Annotated in this window: 15 protein-coding genes; 7 read left to right on the top strand and 8 right to left on the bottom strand. The window is 71.7% G+C overall.

The genetic code is table 11. The features are described from left to right. Positions 1-26: 26 nt before the first annotated feature. From QF034_RS25270 to QF034_RS25260, 3 genes are all read right to left on the bottom strand, one after another. A complete protein-coding gene (locus QF034_RS25270) occupies positions 27-1,556 on the bottom strand; it encodes a GMC family oxidoreductase (protein WP_307177077.1) in 1,530 nt (509 codons plus the stop codon). A gap of 74 nt (positions 1,557-1,630) precedes the next feature. Next, positions 1,631-3,151 carry an aldehyde dehydrogenase family protein gene (locus QF034_RS25265; RefSeq protein ID WP_307177076.1) on the bottom strand — a complete coding sequence of 507 codons (1,521 nt, stop codon included), beginning with the start codon at positions 3,149-3,151 and terminating at the stop codon, positions 1,631-1,633. Positions 3,152-3,342: 191 nt separating this feature from the next. Further along, positions 3,343-4,263, bottom strand: a complete 921-nt coding sequence (locus QF034_RS25260; protein ID WP_307177075.1) for a LysR family transcriptional regulator — start codon at positions 4,261-4,263, stop codon at positions 3,343-3,345. A gap of 92 nt (positions 4,264-4,355) precedes the next feature. Between QF034_RS25260 and QF034_RS25255 the strand changes: the two genes are divergently transcribed. Further along, positions 4,356-5,786 (top strand): MFS transporter, encoded by a 1,431-nt coding sequence (locus QF034_RS25255; RefSeq protein ID WP_307177074.1) that lies wholly within the window; start codon positions 4,356-4,358, stop codon positions 5,784-5,786. On the opposite strand, the gene QF034_RS25250 is transcribed toward QF034_RS25255, so the two are convergent. From QF034_RS25250 to QF034_RS25235, 4 genes are all read right to left on the bottom strand, one after another. Beyond that, positions 5,779-6,768 carry a malate dehydrogenase gene (locus QF034_RS25250; RefSeq protein ID WP_307177073.1) on the bottom strand — a complete coding sequence of 330 codons (990 nt, stop codon included), beginning with the start codon at positions 6,766-6,768 and terminating at the stop codon, positions 5,779-5,781. The two genes, QF034_RS25255 and QF034_RS25250, sit on opposite strands and share 8 nt — an antisense overlap. A gap of 457 nt (positions 6,769-7,225) precedes the next feature. Further along, a complete protein-coding gene (locus tag QF034_RS25245) occupies positions 7,226-8,470 on the bottom strand; it encodes a helix-turn-helix domain-containing protein (protein ID WP_307177072.1) in 1,245 nt (414 codons plus the stop codon). Between the two features lie 385 nt (positions 8,471-8,855). Beyond that, positions 8,856-9,446, bottom strand: coding sequence for a DUF3017 domain-containing protein (locus tag QF034_RS25240; protein ID WP_370880848.1), 591 nt, complete (start codon positions 9,444-9,446; stop codon positions 8,856-8,858). Further along, positions 9,436-10,290 (bottom strand): bifunctional methylenetetrahydrofolate dehydrogenase/methenyltetrahydrofolate cyclohydrolase, encoded by an 855-nt coding sequence (locus QF034_RS25235; RefSeq protein WP_104777804.1) that lies wholly within the window; start codon positions 10,288-10,290, stop codon positions 9,436-9,438. The genes QF034_RS25240 and QF034_RS25235 overlap by 11 nt, the downstream gene beginning before the upstream one ends. Before the next feature lie 275 nt (positions 10,291-10,565). Here QF034_RS25235 and QF034_RS25230 point away from each other — a divergent pair, with 275 nt between their 5' ends. From QF034_RS25230 to QF034_RS25210, 5 genes are all read left to right on the top strand, one after another. Next, entirely contained in the window at positions 10,566-11,147 is a 582-nt protein-coding gene (locus tag QF034_RS25230) for a hypothetical protein (RefSeq protein WP_307177070.1), read from the top strand. Between the two features lie 131 nt (positions 11,148-11,278). Further along, a complete protein-coding gene (locus QF034_RS25225) occupies positions 11,279-12,019 on the top strand; it encodes an FHA domain-containing protein (protein WP_307177069.1) in 741 nt (246 codons plus the stop codon). Between the two features lie 4 nt (positions 12,020-12,023). Further along, complete coding sequence (locus tag QF034_RS25220; protein WP_307177068.1) at positions 12,024-13,586, top strand: protein kinase domain-containing protein; 1,563 nt, start codon at positions 12,024-12,026, stop codon at positions 13,584-13,586. Positions 13,587-13,761: 175 nt separating this feature from the next. Further along, positions 13,762-14,502, top strand: coding sequence for an FHA domain-containing protein (locus tag QF034_RS25215; RefSeq protein ID WP_307177067.1), 741 nt, complete (start codon positions 13,762-13,764; stop codon positions 14,500-14,502). Continuing rightward, entirely contained in the window at positions 14,499-15,848 is a 1,350-nt protein-coding gene (locus QF034_RS25210; protein WP_307177066.1) for a serine/threonine-protein kinase, read from the top strand. The genes QF034_RS25215 and QF034_RS25210 overlap by 4 nt, the downstream gene beginning before the upstream one ends. A 28-nt stretch (positions 15,849-15,876) precedes the next feature. On the opposite strand, the gene QF034_RS25205 is transcribed toward QF034_RS25210, so the two are convergent. Continuing rightward, the gene (locus QF034_RS25205; protein WP_307177065.1) at positions 15,877-16,440 is read right to left on the bottom strand and encodes a peptidoglycan-binding domain-containing protein; all 564 of its coding nucleotides are present in this window, start codon (positions 16,438-16,440) and stop codon (positions 15,877-15,879) included. Positions 16,441-16,640: 200 nt separating this feature from the next. Between QF034_RS25205 and QF034_RS25200 the strand changes: the two genes are divergently transcribed. Further along, complete coding sequence (locus QF034_RS25200) at positions 16,641-17,249, top strand: ALF repeat-containing protein (protein WP_307177064.1); 609 nt, start codon at positions 16,641-16,643, stop codon at positions 17,247-17,249. The last annotated feature ends 15 nt before the right edge of the window (positions 17,250-17,264 follow it).

Genomic DNA, 17,264 nt, shown 5'->3' with positions numbered 1-17,264 from the left:
CTCCGTGGGGGGTTCGAGGGTCGCGGTCACTTCGCACCACCACCGATCAGCTCGGCGGCACGCTCCCCGACCATGAGCACGCCGATCATCGGGTTCACGGTGGTCATGGTGGGGAACACGGAGGCATCGGCGATGCGGATGCCCTCCAGGCCGCGGATGCGCAGCTCGGGGTCGACGACGGCCAGCTGGTCGTCGGCGTCGCCCATCTTGCAGGTGCCGGCGGGGTGGTAGACGGTGTGGGCGACCTTGCGGGCGTACTCGCCGAGCTCCTCGTCGCCGGTGACGTCCGGGCCGGGGGCGACCTCGCGCTTGAGCCAGCCGGCCAGCGGTTCGGTCTTGGCGATCTCGCGGGCGATCTTGATGCCGTCGACGAGGGTGCGGCCGTCGTAGTCGTCCTCGTCGGTGAAGTAGCGGAAGTCCAGGGCGGGCTTGACCTCGGGGTCGGCGCTCGTCAGGTAGAGCCGGCCGCGGCTCTTCGGCTTGGGGATGTTCGGGGTCATCGAGACGCCGAACTCCGGCCGCTGGTAGCCCAGTCGCTCCGGGTTGTCCGTGAACGGGATCTGGTAGAAGTGGAACATCAGGTCGGGGTGCGGCAGTTCGGGGTCGCGGCGCACGAACAGGCCCGCGTCCGAGTCCATCGCGGAGTTCTCCGGGATGGGGCCGTTGGTCTCCCACACGATGACCGACTCGGGGTGGTCGAGCAGGTTCTCGCCGACGCCCGGCAGGTCGTGCGTGACGGGGATGCCGAGCTTCTCCAGATCCGCCTTCGGGCCGATGCCGGAGTGCATCAGCAGGCGGGGCGAGTCGACGGCGCCGGCGCACAGCAGGACCTCGCCCCGCGCCTTGACGAGGATCTCCTCGCCGTCCTTGGTGCGCACGTGCACGCCCGTGGCGCGGTTGCCGTCCAGCTCCAGCTTGTACGCCCAGGTCTCCAGCAGGATCGTCAGGTTGGGGCGCTCGTCCATCACCGGGTGCAGATACGCCACCGACGCCGAGGACCGCTTGTTGTTCTCGGGGTGGTAGGCGAGGTCGAAGAAGCCGACGCCCTCGGTGAACGGCTTCTGGTTGAAGCCCTCCACGCGCGGGACGCCGAGCGCCTCCTGCGCCGCGTCGACGAAGTCGCGGGCGATGGCGTTCCGGTCCTGCTCGTCGACCGGGACGATGTTGTTGAGCAGGCGCGCGAAGTACGCCTCCATCTGCACGGCGCCCCAGCCCTTGGCGCCGGCGGCCTCCCACTCGTCCCAGTCGGCGGGCAGCGGCTTGAACGCGATCAGCGTGTTGTGCGAGGAACAGCCGCCCAGGACCCGGGCCCGGCTGTGCCGGATGTGCGAATTCCCGCGTGGCTGCTCGGTGGTGGGGTAGTCGTAGTCGAGCTCGCCACCCAGCAGGCCCATCCAGCGGCGCAGGGTCAGCACGTCGTCGCGGCCGACGTCGCTGGGGCCGCCCTCGATGACGGCGACGGAGACGTCGGGGTTCTCGGTCAGGCGGGAGGCAATGACGGAACCGGCTGTTCCGCCGCCTATCACGACATAGTCGTATTCATGGTTGTGGGACATGGCCTGCTTGCTCCAGAGGGGATGAACCAGAGGGGACGAAGGGATCGGGCTCGGAGGGTGGGGGTGTGGGGAGGTCAGCCCGCGAACCAGCGCACCGGCTTCGGCGCGAGGTTCTGGTAGACGTGCTTGGTCTCGCGGTACTCGGCGAGGCCGGCCGGGCCGAGTTCGCGGCCCACTCCGCTCTTGCCGAAACCGCCCCATTCCGCCTGCGGCAGGTAGGGGTGGAAGTCGTTGATCCAGATCGTGCCGTGCCGCAGCCGGCCGGCCACGCGCCGGGCGCGGCCCGCGTCGGTGGTCCAGACGCCGCCCGCGAGGCCGTACTCGGTGTCGTTGGCGAGGGCGACGGCCTCGTCCTCGGTGCGGAAGGTCTCGACGGTGAGGACCGGCCCGAAGACCTCCTCCCGCACGACGCGCATCTCCCGGTGGCAGTGGTCGAGGACGGTCGGCTCGTAGAAGTAGCCGTTCTCCGGGCGCTGCGGGGAGGGCGCCGGGCGCTTGCCGCCGGAGCGCAGCACCGCGCCCTCCTTCAGGGCGGACTCGACGTACATCTCGACCTTGGCGCGCTGCTGTTCGGAGACCAGCGGGCCGCACTCGACGCCGTCCTCGGTGCCGCGGCCGAGGCGGATCTTCTCGGCCCTGCGGGCGAGTTCGGCGACGAAACGGTCGCGCACGGACTCCTCGATGATGAGGCGGGCGCCGGCCGAGCAGACCTGGCCGCTGTGGATGAAGGCCGCGTTGAGGGCCTGGTCGACGGCGGTGTCGAAGCCCTCGTCGGTGGCGCAGGCGTCGGCGAAGACCACGTTGGGGTTCTTGCCGCCGAGTTCGAGGGCGACCTTCTTCACGGTCGGCGCGGCGGCCTGGGCCACCTTGGTGCCGCTGATCAGGCCGCCGGTGAAGGAGACCAGGTCGACGTCGGGGTGCTCGGAGAGACGGGCGCCGACCGAATGGCCCGGCCCGGTGACGATGTTGGCGACCCCGGCGGGCAGTCCGGCCTCGACGAGCAGCTCGATCAGCGCGATGGTCGTCATCGGGGTGATCTCGCTCGGCTTGATGACGAAGGTGTTGCCGGCGGCCAGGGCCGGGGCGATCTTCCAGCTGGCCTGGAGCAGCGGGTAGTTCCAGGGCGTGATCATCGAGCAGACGCCGATGGGCTCGTGCACGACGACGCTGTGGATGTCGGGCGAGCCGGCGTCCACGACCCGGCCGGGCGACTCGCCGGCGACCAGGTCGGCGAAGTACCGGAAGGCGTCGGCGACGCAGTCGATGTCGACGCGCCCCTCCTCGACGGTCTTGCCGGCGTCCCGGCTCTCCAGCAGCCCGAGCTGCTCGCGGTCGCGCACGAGCAGGTCGGCGACGCGCCGCAGCAGCGCGGCCCGCTCCCCGACGGGCGTCCGCGGCCACTCCCCCTCGTCGAAGGCGCGCCGGGCTGCGGCGATCGCCAGATCGGTGTCCTTGTCGTCACCCTCCGCGACCACGGCGAACGGCAGGGCGTCCGCGGGGTCGAGGATCTCGCGCGTGGCGCCGGAGACGGCCGCACGCCATTCCCCTCCCGCGTGGATGGTGCTGCGCGCCTGCAGTTCGTTACTTTCCGCCATGATCGCTTTCGCCTTCCGTTCCTGATCAGCGCCCCTGTGTCACACACGTGTCACTAAGAGACCGAGTGCGCCTGCCCCTCTCCCCTCGATGCATGCGCGATCCGTGGCCGAAAGTGCGCTGTGTCACTGGAGATGCGGGCAATCAGGGGCAAAGCGGGCATGAAACGGGGTCGGTGACGCGGCTGGGGCCCCTAAGCCCTGTCCGACCACGCGGCGAGAATCTCCCGCACCGCCCCGCGAAGCCAGCCGTGCGCGGGGTCGGCGTCGTGGCGCGGGTGCCATGCCAGGCCGAGCCGGACCGGCGGGAGCCGGAGAGGGACGTCGAAGGTGGTCAGGCCCAGGGCCCGCGCCAGCGGCACGCTCCAGGAGTTGACCAGACCCGTCAGGTCGGTGGCCCGGAGGACGAAGAGGGAGGCCGGGAAGGTGCCCACCGACCCCACCACCCGCCGGGCCAGGCCGAGTTCGGCCAGCGCCTCGTCCACCGGCCCGTGCAGCTTCCCCCGCCGGGAGACGGTCAGGTGATCGGCCTCCAGGGCGAACCGCTCGGGCGTCAACTCGCCCTCCAGCAGCGGATGCCCGGCTCGGATCACCCCCACCATCCGGTCCTCGTACAGCGACTCCACCCGCACCTCCGGCGCCACCGTGTCGATCACGCCGACCTCCAGATCGGCGGTGCCCTCGCGCAGGAAGGGCCCGTCCACATGACTCTCGGTGAGGAAGCGGATGCGGATCCCGGGGGCGTCGCGGGCCGCCCGGGTGAAGAGGTCCGGGCCGCAGGCGGCGGCGACGGCGTCATGACAGAGGACGGTGAACGTACGGGTCACCGTCCTCAGGTCGGTGTCGGCGGGCGCGAACAGCGCCCGGGCCCGCTCCACCACCGCGCTCACCTCGGCCCGGACGGCCAGCGCACGCGGCGTCGGCACCATCCGCCGCCCGGCCCGCACCAGCACCGGGTCACCGAGCGCCTTGCGGATCCGGCCCAGGGTGCGGCTCATCGCGGGCTCGGACAGATGCAGCCGCCGCGCCGCACCGCCGACGCTCTGCTCCTCCAGCAGCACGTCCAGGGCGACCAGCAGATTCAGGTCCAGGCCGCTTGATTGCGTCACACGCATCGATCCCTTGCAAAGGTTGCACTGGAGTACGGGTACGGCCCGAGCCTACGGTGACGAGGCGATCCCCATTCACCGAGCTCCCGGGAGGAGCCTTGCCCTCGCACGCCCTGAAACGGCGGACCCTGCTCGCCCTGTGCGCCTGCGTCCTGGTCGCCCAGAGCATGGTCGCCGCCGTCAATCTGCTGATCCCGCAGCTGAGTTCGTCGCCCCTGCACCCTTCGTCCAGCGAGATCCTGTGGACGGTCGACGCGTACGTCATCGTCTTCGCCGGGCTCCTCATCCCGGCCGGCGCCCTCGGCGACCGGTACGGCCGCAAAGGCGCCCTGCTCAGCGGGCTCGCCCTGTTCGCGGCCGGTGCCGCCCTCAGCGCCCTCGCCCGGGACCCTGCGCTGCTCATCGCCGGGCGCGGTGTCTCGGGAGCCGGGGCCGCGCTGATCACACCGGCGACGATGTCGATCCTGATGCACCTGGCCGGACCGCACGGACGCGCCCGGGCCATGGCCTCCTGGACGCTGGCGATCGGCCTCGGCGGGCTGGCCGGCAATCTCGGCGGCGGTCTGGCCGGTCAGTTCCTGTCCTGGCGTGCCCTGTTCGCCGTGATGGTGCCGCTGGCCGCGCTGCTCGCCCTCGCCGTGGCCGTCACCACCCCGCGCACCGACCGCTCCCCGCACAGCCACCTCGCCCCGGCCGGCACGCTGCTCCTCACCGCCGGGCTGGTCGCCGTCCTCTTCGGCATCATCGAGGGCCCGGAGTACGGCTGGAGCGCACCGCGGATCCTGCTCGCGTTCGCGGCGGGCGCCCTGCTCATCGCCCTGTTCACGGTCCAGGCCCTGCGCTCGCGCACCCCGCTGTTCGACCCGCGTGTCCTCGCGGCGCCCCGGCTGCGCGCGGCCACCCTCGGCATGGCGACCGGTTTCTTCGGCCTGTTCGCCCTCTTCTACCTCAACTCGCAGTACCTCCAAGGCGTCAAGGGCTACGGCCCCGCCCGCACCGGTGTCGCCATCGTGCCGCTCATCGTCGGCCTGGCGCTCGTGCCGAGGCTGGCGGCACGCTGGACCGCGCACCCCCGGCCGGTCATCGGCGGCGGCCTGGCCCTCATCGGCCTCGGCCTGCTCGGCGTGGCTACGGCCGGCGCGGGCACGCCCTACGCGGTGTACGCGTGCTGGCTGCTGGTCATCTCGGCGGGCGCCGGGCTGTGCATGCCGACGCTGACCCTGGGCGTCGTCACGTCCCTGCCGCCCCACCAGGCGGGCCTCGGTTCCGGCCTCGGCACGGCCGCCCGGGAGATCGGCGCGGCGCTCGGCGTCGCGGTCACCGGCACGGTCCTGGCCTCCCGCGGCGACCTCCACGAGGGCATGGCCCCGGCCCTGCGCACGGTCGCCCTGCTGGTCCTGGCGGCCACGGCGGCGGTGATCGCCGGGTACGGGGGCTCGCGGAAGGGCGCCGGACAGCCCGCAGGCCCCGCACCGGACGGAACCGGTACGGGGCCTGCGCGCGAACGCGGAGAGACTCCGGTCAGATGAGGCCGAGGCCGCGGACGGCCTCGCGCTCCTCCTCGAGCTCCTTGACGGAGGCGTCGATCCGGGCGCGGGAGAACTCGTTGATCTCCAGGCCCTGGACGATCTCGTACTTGCCGTCCTTGGTGGTGACCGGGAAGGAGGAGATCAGGCCCTCCGGGACGCCGTAGGAGCCGTCCGAGGGGATGCCCATGGAGACCCAGTCGCCGTCGGCGGTGCCGTTGACCCAGGAGTAGACGTGGTCGATCGCGGCGTTGGCGGCGGAGGCGGCCGACGAGGCGCCGCGGGCCTCGATGATGGCGGCGCCGCGCTTGGCGACGGTCGGGATGAAGTCCTCGGCCAGCCACTTCTCGTCGTTGACGACCTCGGCCGCGTTCTTGCCGGCGACCGTGGCGTGGAAGATGTCCGGGTACTGGGTGGCGGAGTGGTTGCCCCAGATGGTGAGCCGCTTGATGTCGGCGACCGTGGAGCCGGTCTTCTTCGCGAGCTGGGTCAGGGCGCGGTTGTGGTCCAGGCGGGTCATGGCCGTGAACCGCTCGGCGGGTACGTCCGGCGCGGCGGCCTGGGCGATGAGGGCGTTGGTGTTGGCCGGGTTGCCGACGACGAGGACCTTGACGTCGTCCGCGGCGTGGTCGTTGATGGCCTTGCCCTGCGGCTTGAAGATGCCGCCGTTGGCCTCCAGCAGGTCGCCGCGCTCCATGCCCTTGGTGCGGGGGCGGGCGCCGACGAGCAGGCCCACGTTCGTGCCGTCGAAGGCGACGTTCGGGTCGTCCGTGATGTCGATGCCCTGCAGGAGCGGGAACGCGCAGTCGTCCAGCTCCATGGCCGTGCCCTCCGCCGCCTTCAGCGCGGGCGTGATCTCCAGCAGGCGCAGCTTCACCGGCACGTCCGCGCCGAGCAGCTGACCGGAGGCGATGCGGAAGAGCAGGGCGTAACCGATCTGGCCGGCCGCGCCGGTGACGGTGACGTTCACGGGAGTGCGGGTCATGGCGTTCTCCGTATGACAGCTGGCGGTGGGGCGTCCCTGCCCCGGACGTTTGATCGATCTCTTGGCGTCAAGAGATCCATCCAGCGGTCAGGCTATCGCGCATCCGGGATCCCGCACGGCCGGGTCGGTGTGGCCCACCCCACAACCCACCCGACACCCGTACGAAAAGGCGGCCGCCCGTCCGGGAGAGGAGGACGAAGGCGGCCGCCGGGGGGAACCGACCAAGCCGGACTCCCGTGGGGGTACGGTTCGCGTGCCCCCGATTCCGCCGACCATGCCACCCTCTCCGAAATTCGTCCCCACCCGCCTCTGCCGCCGACACGTCCGGCCGAAGGCCGGAGGTTGCGACCAGGCGCGATGGGCCCCACCCGAGGTGCGGCGCCCCGCGTTTTACCGGGCGCCCGCGGGCCCCGGACCCCGGCCGGAAGCCAACTCGCCCGCCCGGAGTGGTGTCCCCCTACTCCGTGCAGCCCTGCTCGCCGGAGGCCAGCGTTGCGCAGGCCTTCGCGTCGGTGGCGTTCTTGACGGCGACCATCGGGGTGTACGCGATCGTGTCGCCCGTGGCCGTGATGCTTCCGGTCTGCTTCGCCTTGCCCGCGCTGACCTGGACCTCGTCGCCCTGGGCCGCCTGGGTGATACGGCCCCAGGCCGCCTTGCAGGTCTCGCTGTAGCGGACCTCGACGACGGTCGTGCCGACGGCCGCGGTCTGGGCCGTGGTCACCAGGTCACCACTGCACCCCATGTTCTCCGCGTCCTTGCCCGTGCAACTGTCGCCGCTGCATTTCACGCCGGGCGGCAGCTCCTGGTTCGTGGTGGCGGTCGGGGCCGGCGACTTGCCGCCGCCCTTGGCCTCGTCGTCGCCACCGCCACCGGTGAGGTAGAACGCGCCGGCGATCACCACGAGCACGCCCACGACACCCGCGACGAACGTCGCCGTCCGCCGCTTGGCGGCAGAGCTGCCGGAGCCCCCGGGCCCACCAGAGCTGCCCGTGCCGCCGGATGCACCCGCGCCCGCAGGGACGGCGTCCCGCGGTGGTGTGCCGTACGCGTCCGCCCCGACGTCCGGCATCCGGGTGGTACCGGGACCAGAACCGGGCGTGGTGCCGGTCCCTGTGCCGCCGGTGCGCCCGCGGCCCTGGGACGGGCCCTGGTATCCGGCGATTCCCCACGAGTTGACCCCGGTCCCGCCGCTGCCGGTGGAGTCCTGCACCTCGGGCGCCGTCGGCTGCGGCGGCACGGTCGGGGCGACGCCCGCCGGCCCGGCGATCCCCGGCGTCACCGTGGCGCTGCCGCTTCTGCGGGCCGTCCCGCCACCCCCCGCGGAGGCCGTCTTGCCGTCGCCCTTGGAACCGGCCGAGGCACTCCCGAAGTCCTGCCCGCCGAACTCGCCCAGCGCGGCGCGCGCCTGGGAGATCCGGATGGCCTCCATCGTCATGTCGTGCCGCATCTCCGAGCGGCTCCAGGCCCGCTCGGCGAGCTCCCACATGGTGGTGAGGTGCACCGGGTTGGTCCCGGTGACCTCGGCCAGCGCCACGATCGCGCCCTTGGGCGCGAGCAGCCGCCCGTTCAGATAGCGCTCCCACGACGTCTTGCTGTAGCCCGTGCGGTCCGCCACCGACGCGATGCTCAGACCACTGCGGTCCACGAGCCTGCGCAGCTGGCTGGTGAACTCCCTGATCTGCGGATCGAGCTCATCCGGCAAGGCCCTCCAACGAGGCATTGCTTCCCCCCTCTTCCCCCGCTACGTGCTGTTATGTCCCGCGCTGTTCGCCCCGCGCGCCCGCGGCCTCGGCCGAGTCCCCGTTCTGGCTACCCACAGGGATGCGCCCACCCAGGATCTCAGTTCCCTGACGGGGGGCGCACAGGAGCACAGGACCCGCGCGCGATACGCCCTGGACCGTCCCGATTGTCCACGCCGACCCCGTGCTTGCACCACTTCATACCGAATCTCCCGGCGGACGTACCGGAACCGTCACTTCCGTGCCACAGCGCACGGACAGCCGTTGAACAGGCCGTTCGCCGTGCAGGAGGGTGGTCCGTGGCGGCGGCCCGTCCTTCCTCGGGGGAGAGGACGGACCGCCGTCGCGTCACTCGCTGGTGACCGTGAAGTGCAGCGTGTCCTTCAGGAACGGGATCTGCAGCCAGGGATCCGGCTGCGCCATCATCGCCAGCAGGGCGATCGCCAGGCCCATGACGCCGTACGTGACGATGTCCGTGAACCGGGAGCGGACGGCGAGCATGCCGACGTCCGGCAGCAGCCAGCGCAGCGCGCCACCGCCCAGCAGGGCGATGCCGATCAGCAGCGTCCCCAGCCGGAACTGCCCGAACGCGGTCACCAGCAGCCCGAGTCCCACCAGCCCCAGCACAGCGAGGACGGGCCACTGCCTCGCCGGTGCGAACGCGTCCCCGGGCGCGGCCCTGCCACCGCCCTCGGGCCGCGCGGTGTCCTTGGTGAACAACGGAAACCGCCGGGTTACCCGCCGCGGCCGCCCCTCGGCATCGGGGGCACTGACGGGATCCCGCACGGTGAGAACGCCGTCCTCGTCGCGCACCGCGGCATCGGCGTCATCGTCGACCACACCCGGCGCATCGGGCTCACCTTGCACGGCCTGCGCGCTCTCCGCGCTCCCGGCCTCCGAGGCGCTGCCCGCGCTCCCCGCGTTCCGTTCAGCCGGCACTGCGCTCCGCCGCCTCGACCACGTTGACGAGCAGCTGGGCGCGGGTCATCGGGCCGACTCCGCCGGGGTTCGGGGAGATCCAGCCGGCGACCTCGGCCACGTCGGGGTGGACGTCGCCCACGATCTTGCCCTCGGCGCTGCGGGAGACGCCGACGTCGAGGACGGCCGCGCCCGGCTTGACGTCCTCGGCGCGGATCAGATGGGCGGAACCGGCCGCGGCGACGATGATGTCCGCGCGCTTGAGGTGCGCCGACAGGTCACGCGTGCCGGTGTGGCACTGGGTCACGGTCGCGTTCTCGCTGCGGCGGGTCAGCAGCAGCGGCATCGGCCGGCCGATGGTCACGCCCCGGCCGACCACCACGACCTCCGCGCCCTTGATCTCCACGCCGTAGCGGCGGAGCAGCGTGAGGACGCCGTTGGGGGTGCAGGGCAGCGGGGCCGGCTCGTTCAGGACCAGACGGCCGAGGTTCATCGGGTGCAGGCCGTCCGCGTCCTTGTCCGGGTCCATCAGTTCCAGGATGCGGTTCTCGTCGATGCCCTTGGGCAGCGGCAGTTGCACGATGTAACCCGTGCAGGCCGGGTCCTCGTTCAGCTCGCGGACGGCCGCCTCGATCTCCTCCTGCGTCGCCGTGGCCGGCAGCTCGCGCTGGATGGAGGCGATGCCGACCTGTGCACAGTCACGGTGCTTGCCGGCGACGTACTTCTGGCTGCCGGGGTCGTCCCCGACGAGGATCGTGCCGAGGCCGGGCGTGACGCCCTTCTCCTTCAGCGCCGCCACGCGGGCGGTCAGGTCGGACTTGATCGCGGCTGCGGTGGCCTTGCCATCGAGAATCTGGGCGGTCATGACCCCATCCTCGCGGATGACCCGCCCACGGTTCCAATCCGGCCGCAATACGGGCACCACGGGGTCCCTCCTCCCGTATCCGCCCATGATCAGTGATGTTGCACTTGCACAACACATCGGGAATGCGGCTGGACAAGCCCGTCAGTGGTGAAGAACGATGACCTGACAAGTGCCGCGGGCAGCTCAACGGGGGGACGGTCGCTGTCTGAAGAACTCTCCTCCGTGTGGATGCCACGCGTCGTCCCCGCACTCGGAACCAACGGAGGAAAGCCCCCATGAGCTACGGCGACCCGAACAATCCCTACGGCGCTCCCCAGGGGCAGCCGCAGCAGCCGCAGCAGGGCTACGGCTACCCGCAGCAGCAGGGGCAGGCGCCCGGGTACGGCTACCCGCAGGCCCCTCCGGTGTCCCCCTACGGCGGTCCCGCCGCGCCGACGACGATGCCGGGCTCCGTGGGCGCGGCCCGCGTGATGATGTGGGTCATCGTCGGCCTCCAGGTCATCGGCGTGGCGTTCTTCGCCTTCGCCGCCGCGGCCCTCAACGCCGCGAAGGACGACGAGTCCCTCAAGGACAACACCGCCTTCCAGGACCTGGTCGGCCAGTCGACCGGCGTGATCTGGGGTTACGTGGTGTTCGGCCTGGCCTGGCTGGTGTTCGCGGCCGTCCTGGCGACGAAGTTCAAGAACGGCGGCAACGGCGCCCGCGTCACCATCCTGGTCTTCGCCATCATCACCGCCGTCCTCGGCATCTACCCGTTCCTCCTCGTGGGTCTGGTGCACACCGTCCTGGCCATCCTGGTCGCGGTGTTCGTCGGCAACGCGAACGGCAAGGCCTGGTTCAACCGCCCCCGTTACTGAACGGAGTCCGGCGGGCGGACCAGTTCGCGCCCATCACATCCAAGGGCCGTGTCTCACCCGTTCGAGGGGGGCACGGCCCTGGTGCGTCGCCCTAGTCTGACGTCCATAGCTGTCAGGCACGGGAGAGCACCTTGTACAGCATCATCGTGGTACCTCCGCCGACCACGGAGGACGAGCGAAACCCCAGTCAGATCAGACTCGCGCCCGGCGAACGCCTCACGTTCGGCCGCTCCGCGCACGGCAACGACCTGTGCATCACCCACGACGGAGTCTCCCGCCGGGCCGGTGAGATCACCGCGCAGGGCGCCTTCTGGATCCTCAGCAACCTCAGCCGCGAACAGACCTACGTGGTGGAGAACCCGGAGGGCGCGGGCGAACACGTCAAGATCGCGCCAGGGCGGCTGGACGCGCCGATCCCCTTCGAGTTCTCGCGGATCGTGCTGCCCGCCGCCGGCGACCTGCTGACGCTCCAGGTGTGGGCGCCGCGCCACGACTACCTGAGCGGCCCGGGCGGCCTCGACGGCGCCACGACCGCGCCGGCCTTCTCCCTCGACCGCACCAAACGCTACTTCGCGGTCCTGGCCGCCCTGTGCGAACCGCGCCTGCGCGGCACCCCGCACGCCCCGCTGCCCACCATCGACCAGGTCGCCGACCGCCTGCGCCCCATCTGGCCGGCCGCGTCCCGCACCTCGGTGCAGTGGAACATCGACTACCTCGCCGTGAAACTGCGCCTCAAGCCGGGCCCGGAGAGCGCGGACACCGGCCCGCGGCTCAACGGCAAGAAGGAGTCCCTGGTCTCCCTGGCGCTCCGCTTCGATCTGGTCCGCGAGGACGACCTGACCGTCCTGGCGGCCCGTCGCCGGGCCGGGTGACCCGGTGACCGAGCCCTACGCCGTCGCGGTGCCGAAGGGCTACCGGGTCGGCGTCTGGGAGGTGCGCGAGCCCCTGGCGACCGGCGCCTTCGGCAGTGTGTACGCGGCCCGGCGCACCGGGGAGAGCACGCGGCTGCCCCGGACGGCCGCCCTGAAGTTCCTGCCCACGGGCACGGCCACGCCCCGCCGGCTGACCCATCTGCGCGAGCTGGTCGAGCGGGAGGTCGAGCTGTACCGGCGGCTGAAGCAGCCGCGCCTGGTGCGGATGTACGAGACGCTGACGGTCGACGACCCGGACCGGCCGGAGCTGGACGGCGCCACCGTCCTCGTCCTGGAGCGGGCCGAGGGCTCCCTGTCCGCCCTGCTCACTGCGGAGCCCCGGCCCGAGTCCGGTCCGGCACTGCTCGCGCAGATCTGCGAGGGCCTGGTCCAGCTGCACGGCGCCGGCTGGGTGCACGGCGACCTGAAGCCGGCCAACGTGCTGCTGATGGACGACGATTCGGTCCGCCTCGCCGACTTCAACATGGCCGCCGAGCTGGAAGGCACCCACGCCTACACCCCGGCGTTCTCCACCCCCGACTACACCCCGCCCGAGCTCCTGTGGACCGAGATCGGCGAACGGGGCCGCAGGATCCGCCCGTCGGCCGACGTCTGGGCCTTCGGTGTCCTCGCGCACCTCGTCCTCACCGACTCCTTCCCGCTGCCCGGCGCGACTGCGACGGCCCGCCGCGACGCTGCGGCCGCCTACGCCCGCGGCACCGACGAGCTGCGTCTGTCGCCCGAACTGCCCGACGACTGGCGGCAGATCATCTCCGCCTGCCTGACCCGCACCCACCAGGACCGTGTCTCCGGCGAGGCCCTGCTCGACCGCGTCCGGGCGGCCGCCGGCACCGGGCACCGCTCCTTCCGCCTGCCCCGCCTGCGCCCGGCCCGCCGCCGCTCCCGCCGCATCGCGGTCCTGGCGGCCGGTGCCGTCGTCGCCGCCCTCGGCTACGGCGTCGCCACCTGGGCCGATACCGGCGGCGGCGACGGGAGCAAGTCCGGCGAGACCCGCAAGGTGACCCCCGCCGGCTACGGCGCCTCCGAACTGCGCACCGACAAGGGCGTCCCGGTCGCCTACCGGCGGCTCATCGTCGACTCGGCCCACGACTGCGTCCAGCCGGAGATCACCCCGGCGCTCATCGCCGCGATGCTGAAGGTGGAGAGCGACTTCGACCCCGATCTCTCCGACCCGGACGCGGGCGAGGAGGGCGAGTACGGCATCGCCCGCTGGACCCCGAGCATCCTGCGCTGGTGGATCCGCGCCGACGGCGTCCCCGCGAAGGAGACCCCCAGGCCGCCGCTCACCCCCGCCGAGTCCATCCCGGCCATGGCCCGCTATCTGTGCTTCGCCGAACCGCGCCTGGAGGCCGGGCTGCGAGGCGACCGCCGGGTGCTGGTCGCCGCCGCGTACCGGACGTCGTACAAGAGCGTGAACAACGCGGGCGGCGTTCCCCCGAAGTACCGCGACTACGCCGCCCGCGTCGCCCACTACCTCAAGGAGTACACCCCGGCCGGGAAAAAGTGACCCTGAGAAGTCTGAGGTACCCAGCCGCCCCGACCCCGGTCATCTTTCACAAACCCCTCACAGGCGCGCTGTATCAAGCGCGACACTTCGGACTCGTTCGAAAACGTCCCATACTCTGCCTTCGTCGGACAGGGGGCCGCACCCCCTGGCGTCACTGGAGGAGGGGGATGACTCCATGTACAGCGTCATCGTCGTGCCACCGATGTGTGGCAGCGCGGAGGATCAGGTCAGGATCGCCGCGGGCGAACGGCTGGTGTTCGGCAGGGCCGGGACGGACGGCGGACTCACCATCGACCACGCAGGGGTGCCCCGGGTCGCCGGGGAGATCACGGCACACCGGTCCTTCTGGCTGCTGAGCAACCTCAGCGAGGACCAGACCTACGTGGTGGAGAACCCGGAGGGCGCCGGAGAACACCTCAAGATCGCGCCGGGCCGTCTCGAAGCGCCCGTGCCGTTCGAGTTCGCGCGAGTGGTCCTGCCCGCCGCAGGAGACCTGCTCAGCTTCGACGTCTGGGCGCCACGCCACGCCTTCCGCAGCGCCGACCGCCGGGGACTCCCCGGCGCCGCCACGGCACCGGCGTTCGCCCTGGACCGCACCAGCCGCTACTTCGCCGTGCTGGCCGCCCTGTGCGAGCCCCGGCTGCGCGGGGAACCGCACGCGCCGCTTCCGGCGGTGGAGCAGTTGATGGAGCGCTTGCGTCCGGTCTGGCCGGCGGTCAGCCGCTCGTCCGTCTACTGGAACATCGACTACCTGGCCGTCAAACTCCGGCTGCGCCCCCGCCCCGACACCGCCGAGCCCGGCCCGCGCGTCAACGGCAAGAAGGAGTCGCTGGTCTCCCTCGCGCTCCGCTTCGACCTGGTCCGCGAGGACGACCTGGTGGTGCTGGCCACCCCGGCCGGCGAGGTGGTCCGATGACCGGCCGGTCGTACGCCGTCACCGTCCCGAAGGGCTACCGCGTCGGCCGGTGGGAGGTGCGCGAACCCCTCGCCTCCGGCGCCTTCGCCACCGTGTACGCGGCCCGGCTCGCCGGGGAAGGGGGCCTGGAGCTGCCCCGTCGGGCGGCCCTGAAGTTCCTGCCCACCGGCACCCGCACCCCACGCCAGCTGCGACACCTGCGGGAACTGGCCGAGCGCGAGGTCGAGTTGCTGGGCCGCCTGCGAGCGCCCCGGCTGATCCGGATGTACGACACCCTGACGGTCGACGACCCGGGGCACCCGGAGCTGGACGGCGCCACGGTGCTCGTGCTGGAGCGGGCCGAGGGCTCCCTGGACGCCGTACTGGAACACGAGCCGCAGCCGGAGTCGGGCCCGGCCCTGCTCGCCCAGATCTGCGAGGGCCTGCACCAGTTGCACCACGCGGGCTGGGTGCACGGCGACCAGAAACCCGCCAACGTGCTGCTGATGGAAGACGGTTCGGTCCGGCTGGCGGACTTCAACATGGCGGCGGAACTGGAGGGCACGCACGCCTACGCACCCGCCTTCGCCACGCCCGACTACACACCACCGGAGCTGCTGTGGCCCGAGATCGACGAGCGGGGCACCCGCATACGCCCCTCCGCCGACGTCTGGGCCTTCGGCGTGCTCGCCCATGTCGTCCTCACGGGCTCCTTCCCGTTACCGGGTGGAAGCACTCAGGCACGCACGGACGCGGCGACCCGGTACGCGCGCGGTACCGAGGAGTTGCGCCTGTCTCCCGAACTCCCGGACGCCTGGCGGGAGATCGTCCGGGACTGCCTGGCCCCCACGCACGCGGCGCGCGCCGCCCGGGTTCCTGACACCGGCGCACTGCTGCGCCGGGTGGAGGAGGCCGCGGGCACCTCCCCCTCCGCCCGCCTGCCGAGGCTGCGGCCCCGGCGGTGGCGGCGTCCGGTGCTGGTCGCGGTACTCGCGGCGACGGCGGTGCTGGGCGGGACCGCGGTGACGTACGCTCTCCGCGACGATCCCCCGGCCGCCGCGGCACCGCCCAGATGCGAGAAGCCGGCGGTGTACGAGGACGAGGAGCACGGCGTCGGCTACACCGCGGGCTGGAACAGCACCTGGGACTTCACCGTCAAGCGGGGCGAGGGCGGCAGCCAGGTCCGTGAGGCGCAGTGCCTGCTCCGCTATCTGCACGGCATCACCGCGGTCGGCGAGGTCGACGGGGACTTCGGCCCGCTGACGCACGACGCGGTGATGACGTTCCAGAAGCGGGAGGGGCTGGAGGCGGACGGGGTGGTGGACGCGCGGACGTGGAGCGCGCTGCGGAAGGCCGACGAGGTCTGACCTTCCCCACAACCCGCGCGGCTGCCTGTCAGCCGCAGGAGTGGTACTTGTACCCCGCCTGACGCGAGTCGCCCTTGCGGTCGGGGAAGACGTACTTCCCCTCGGTGTTGCGGCGCAGATCGAAGGTGTGCTTCTTGCCCTCGTACCGCAGATACAGGGTCCTCTCGCTGTCGGTCGACCCACCGATCTTGTACATGTGCTTGTTGACCCGGCTGAAGGTCTTTTCGCCCACGATGCCGTCCGCGGATTCCCCCAGCTTCTTCTGCAGGTCGATCGTCGAATAGAGGGTGCGCCACCCGAAGTCCCCGTCGATGTGGTCCTCTTCGAAGATCTTGCCGTCGTAGTTCGTCGCGTAGGCTCCCTCCGCCCACAGGATGCGCTGCCACAGGCACGTCGCGTTGGAGCTTCGCCAGGCCGACGTGCGGGACAGCTCACCCTCGTCGTCCCAGTCGTCGGAGAACTTGGCGTACCCCCGTATCCACCCGTCGGACACCTTCGCCGAGGCCGGTGATGCCGCCAGTCCCAGCGTGGTCACCATGGCGGCGCCCAGGACCGCCGCCACTGCCCGTGAACGCTTCCTGAGAAAATTCATGTGCTCCCCCTCGGGTCGTGTTGGCCATGTGCAGAGTCACACGGAGGAGGAACGGTGTGACCCTCAAAAGTTTCAGGATGGGTGCGGAAAGGACGGGCCCCAGGGGGAGTTATCGCGGTGAGTTCGGGCGCGGCTGCAAGGATGATGAACACACCGGCACTTCACCTGCGCCGATTGACCTACCCGAGGAAGGTTCACACGTGAGACCAACCCGTACCGCCCTGACCCTCGTGACCACCGTCGCTCTGGCCCCCGCGCTCCTGCTGGCCGGCCCGGCCCTCGCCGCCGAGTCGTCCCCGTCGTCCGCCACCACCGCGGCGACCGCTTCCGACACGGCCGGCTCAAGCGTCGGTGACATGTCCGACGACGACGTCCGGGTCGCGATCGCGCGCATCCTCGCCGACCCCACCACGGGCAGGGCCGTCTACGCCGCCGCGCAGAAGGCCTTGGACGGCACCATCGAGGACCAGCGGTACTTTCTGGAGACCGGCCGGTGGATCGCCCAGGCCGAGGACGACCGCGTCGCCATAGCACGCATCCTCGCCTCCGCCGACCCGAAGACCGACAGGGCGGTCATCCGGGAGGGCAACAAGGCCCTCGACGCCAACACCCCGGAAGCCCTGCGCGCCTTCCTGGAGACCGGCTACCGCCTGGCCGTCGCCGAGGACGACCGCGTCCGTGTCGCCCGCATCCTCGCCGACCCGACGATCAGCGACGCGCTGCGGGCCACGGCGGAGGACGCCATTGACGGGACGCCGGAGGAGTTGCGGTACTTCATCGAGGTGGGCCAGTACGAGGTGGACGGCTGAGCCGTACGTCTGGAA

Source organism: Streptomyces africanus, assembly GCF_030816955.1.
In the GTDB taxonomy this organism is placed as follows: domain Bacteria; phylum Actinomycetota; class Actinomycetes; order Streptomycetales; family Streptomycetaceae; genus Streptomyces; species Streptomyces africanus.
This window is presented reverse-complemented; position numbering and strand designations above follow the sequence as displayed.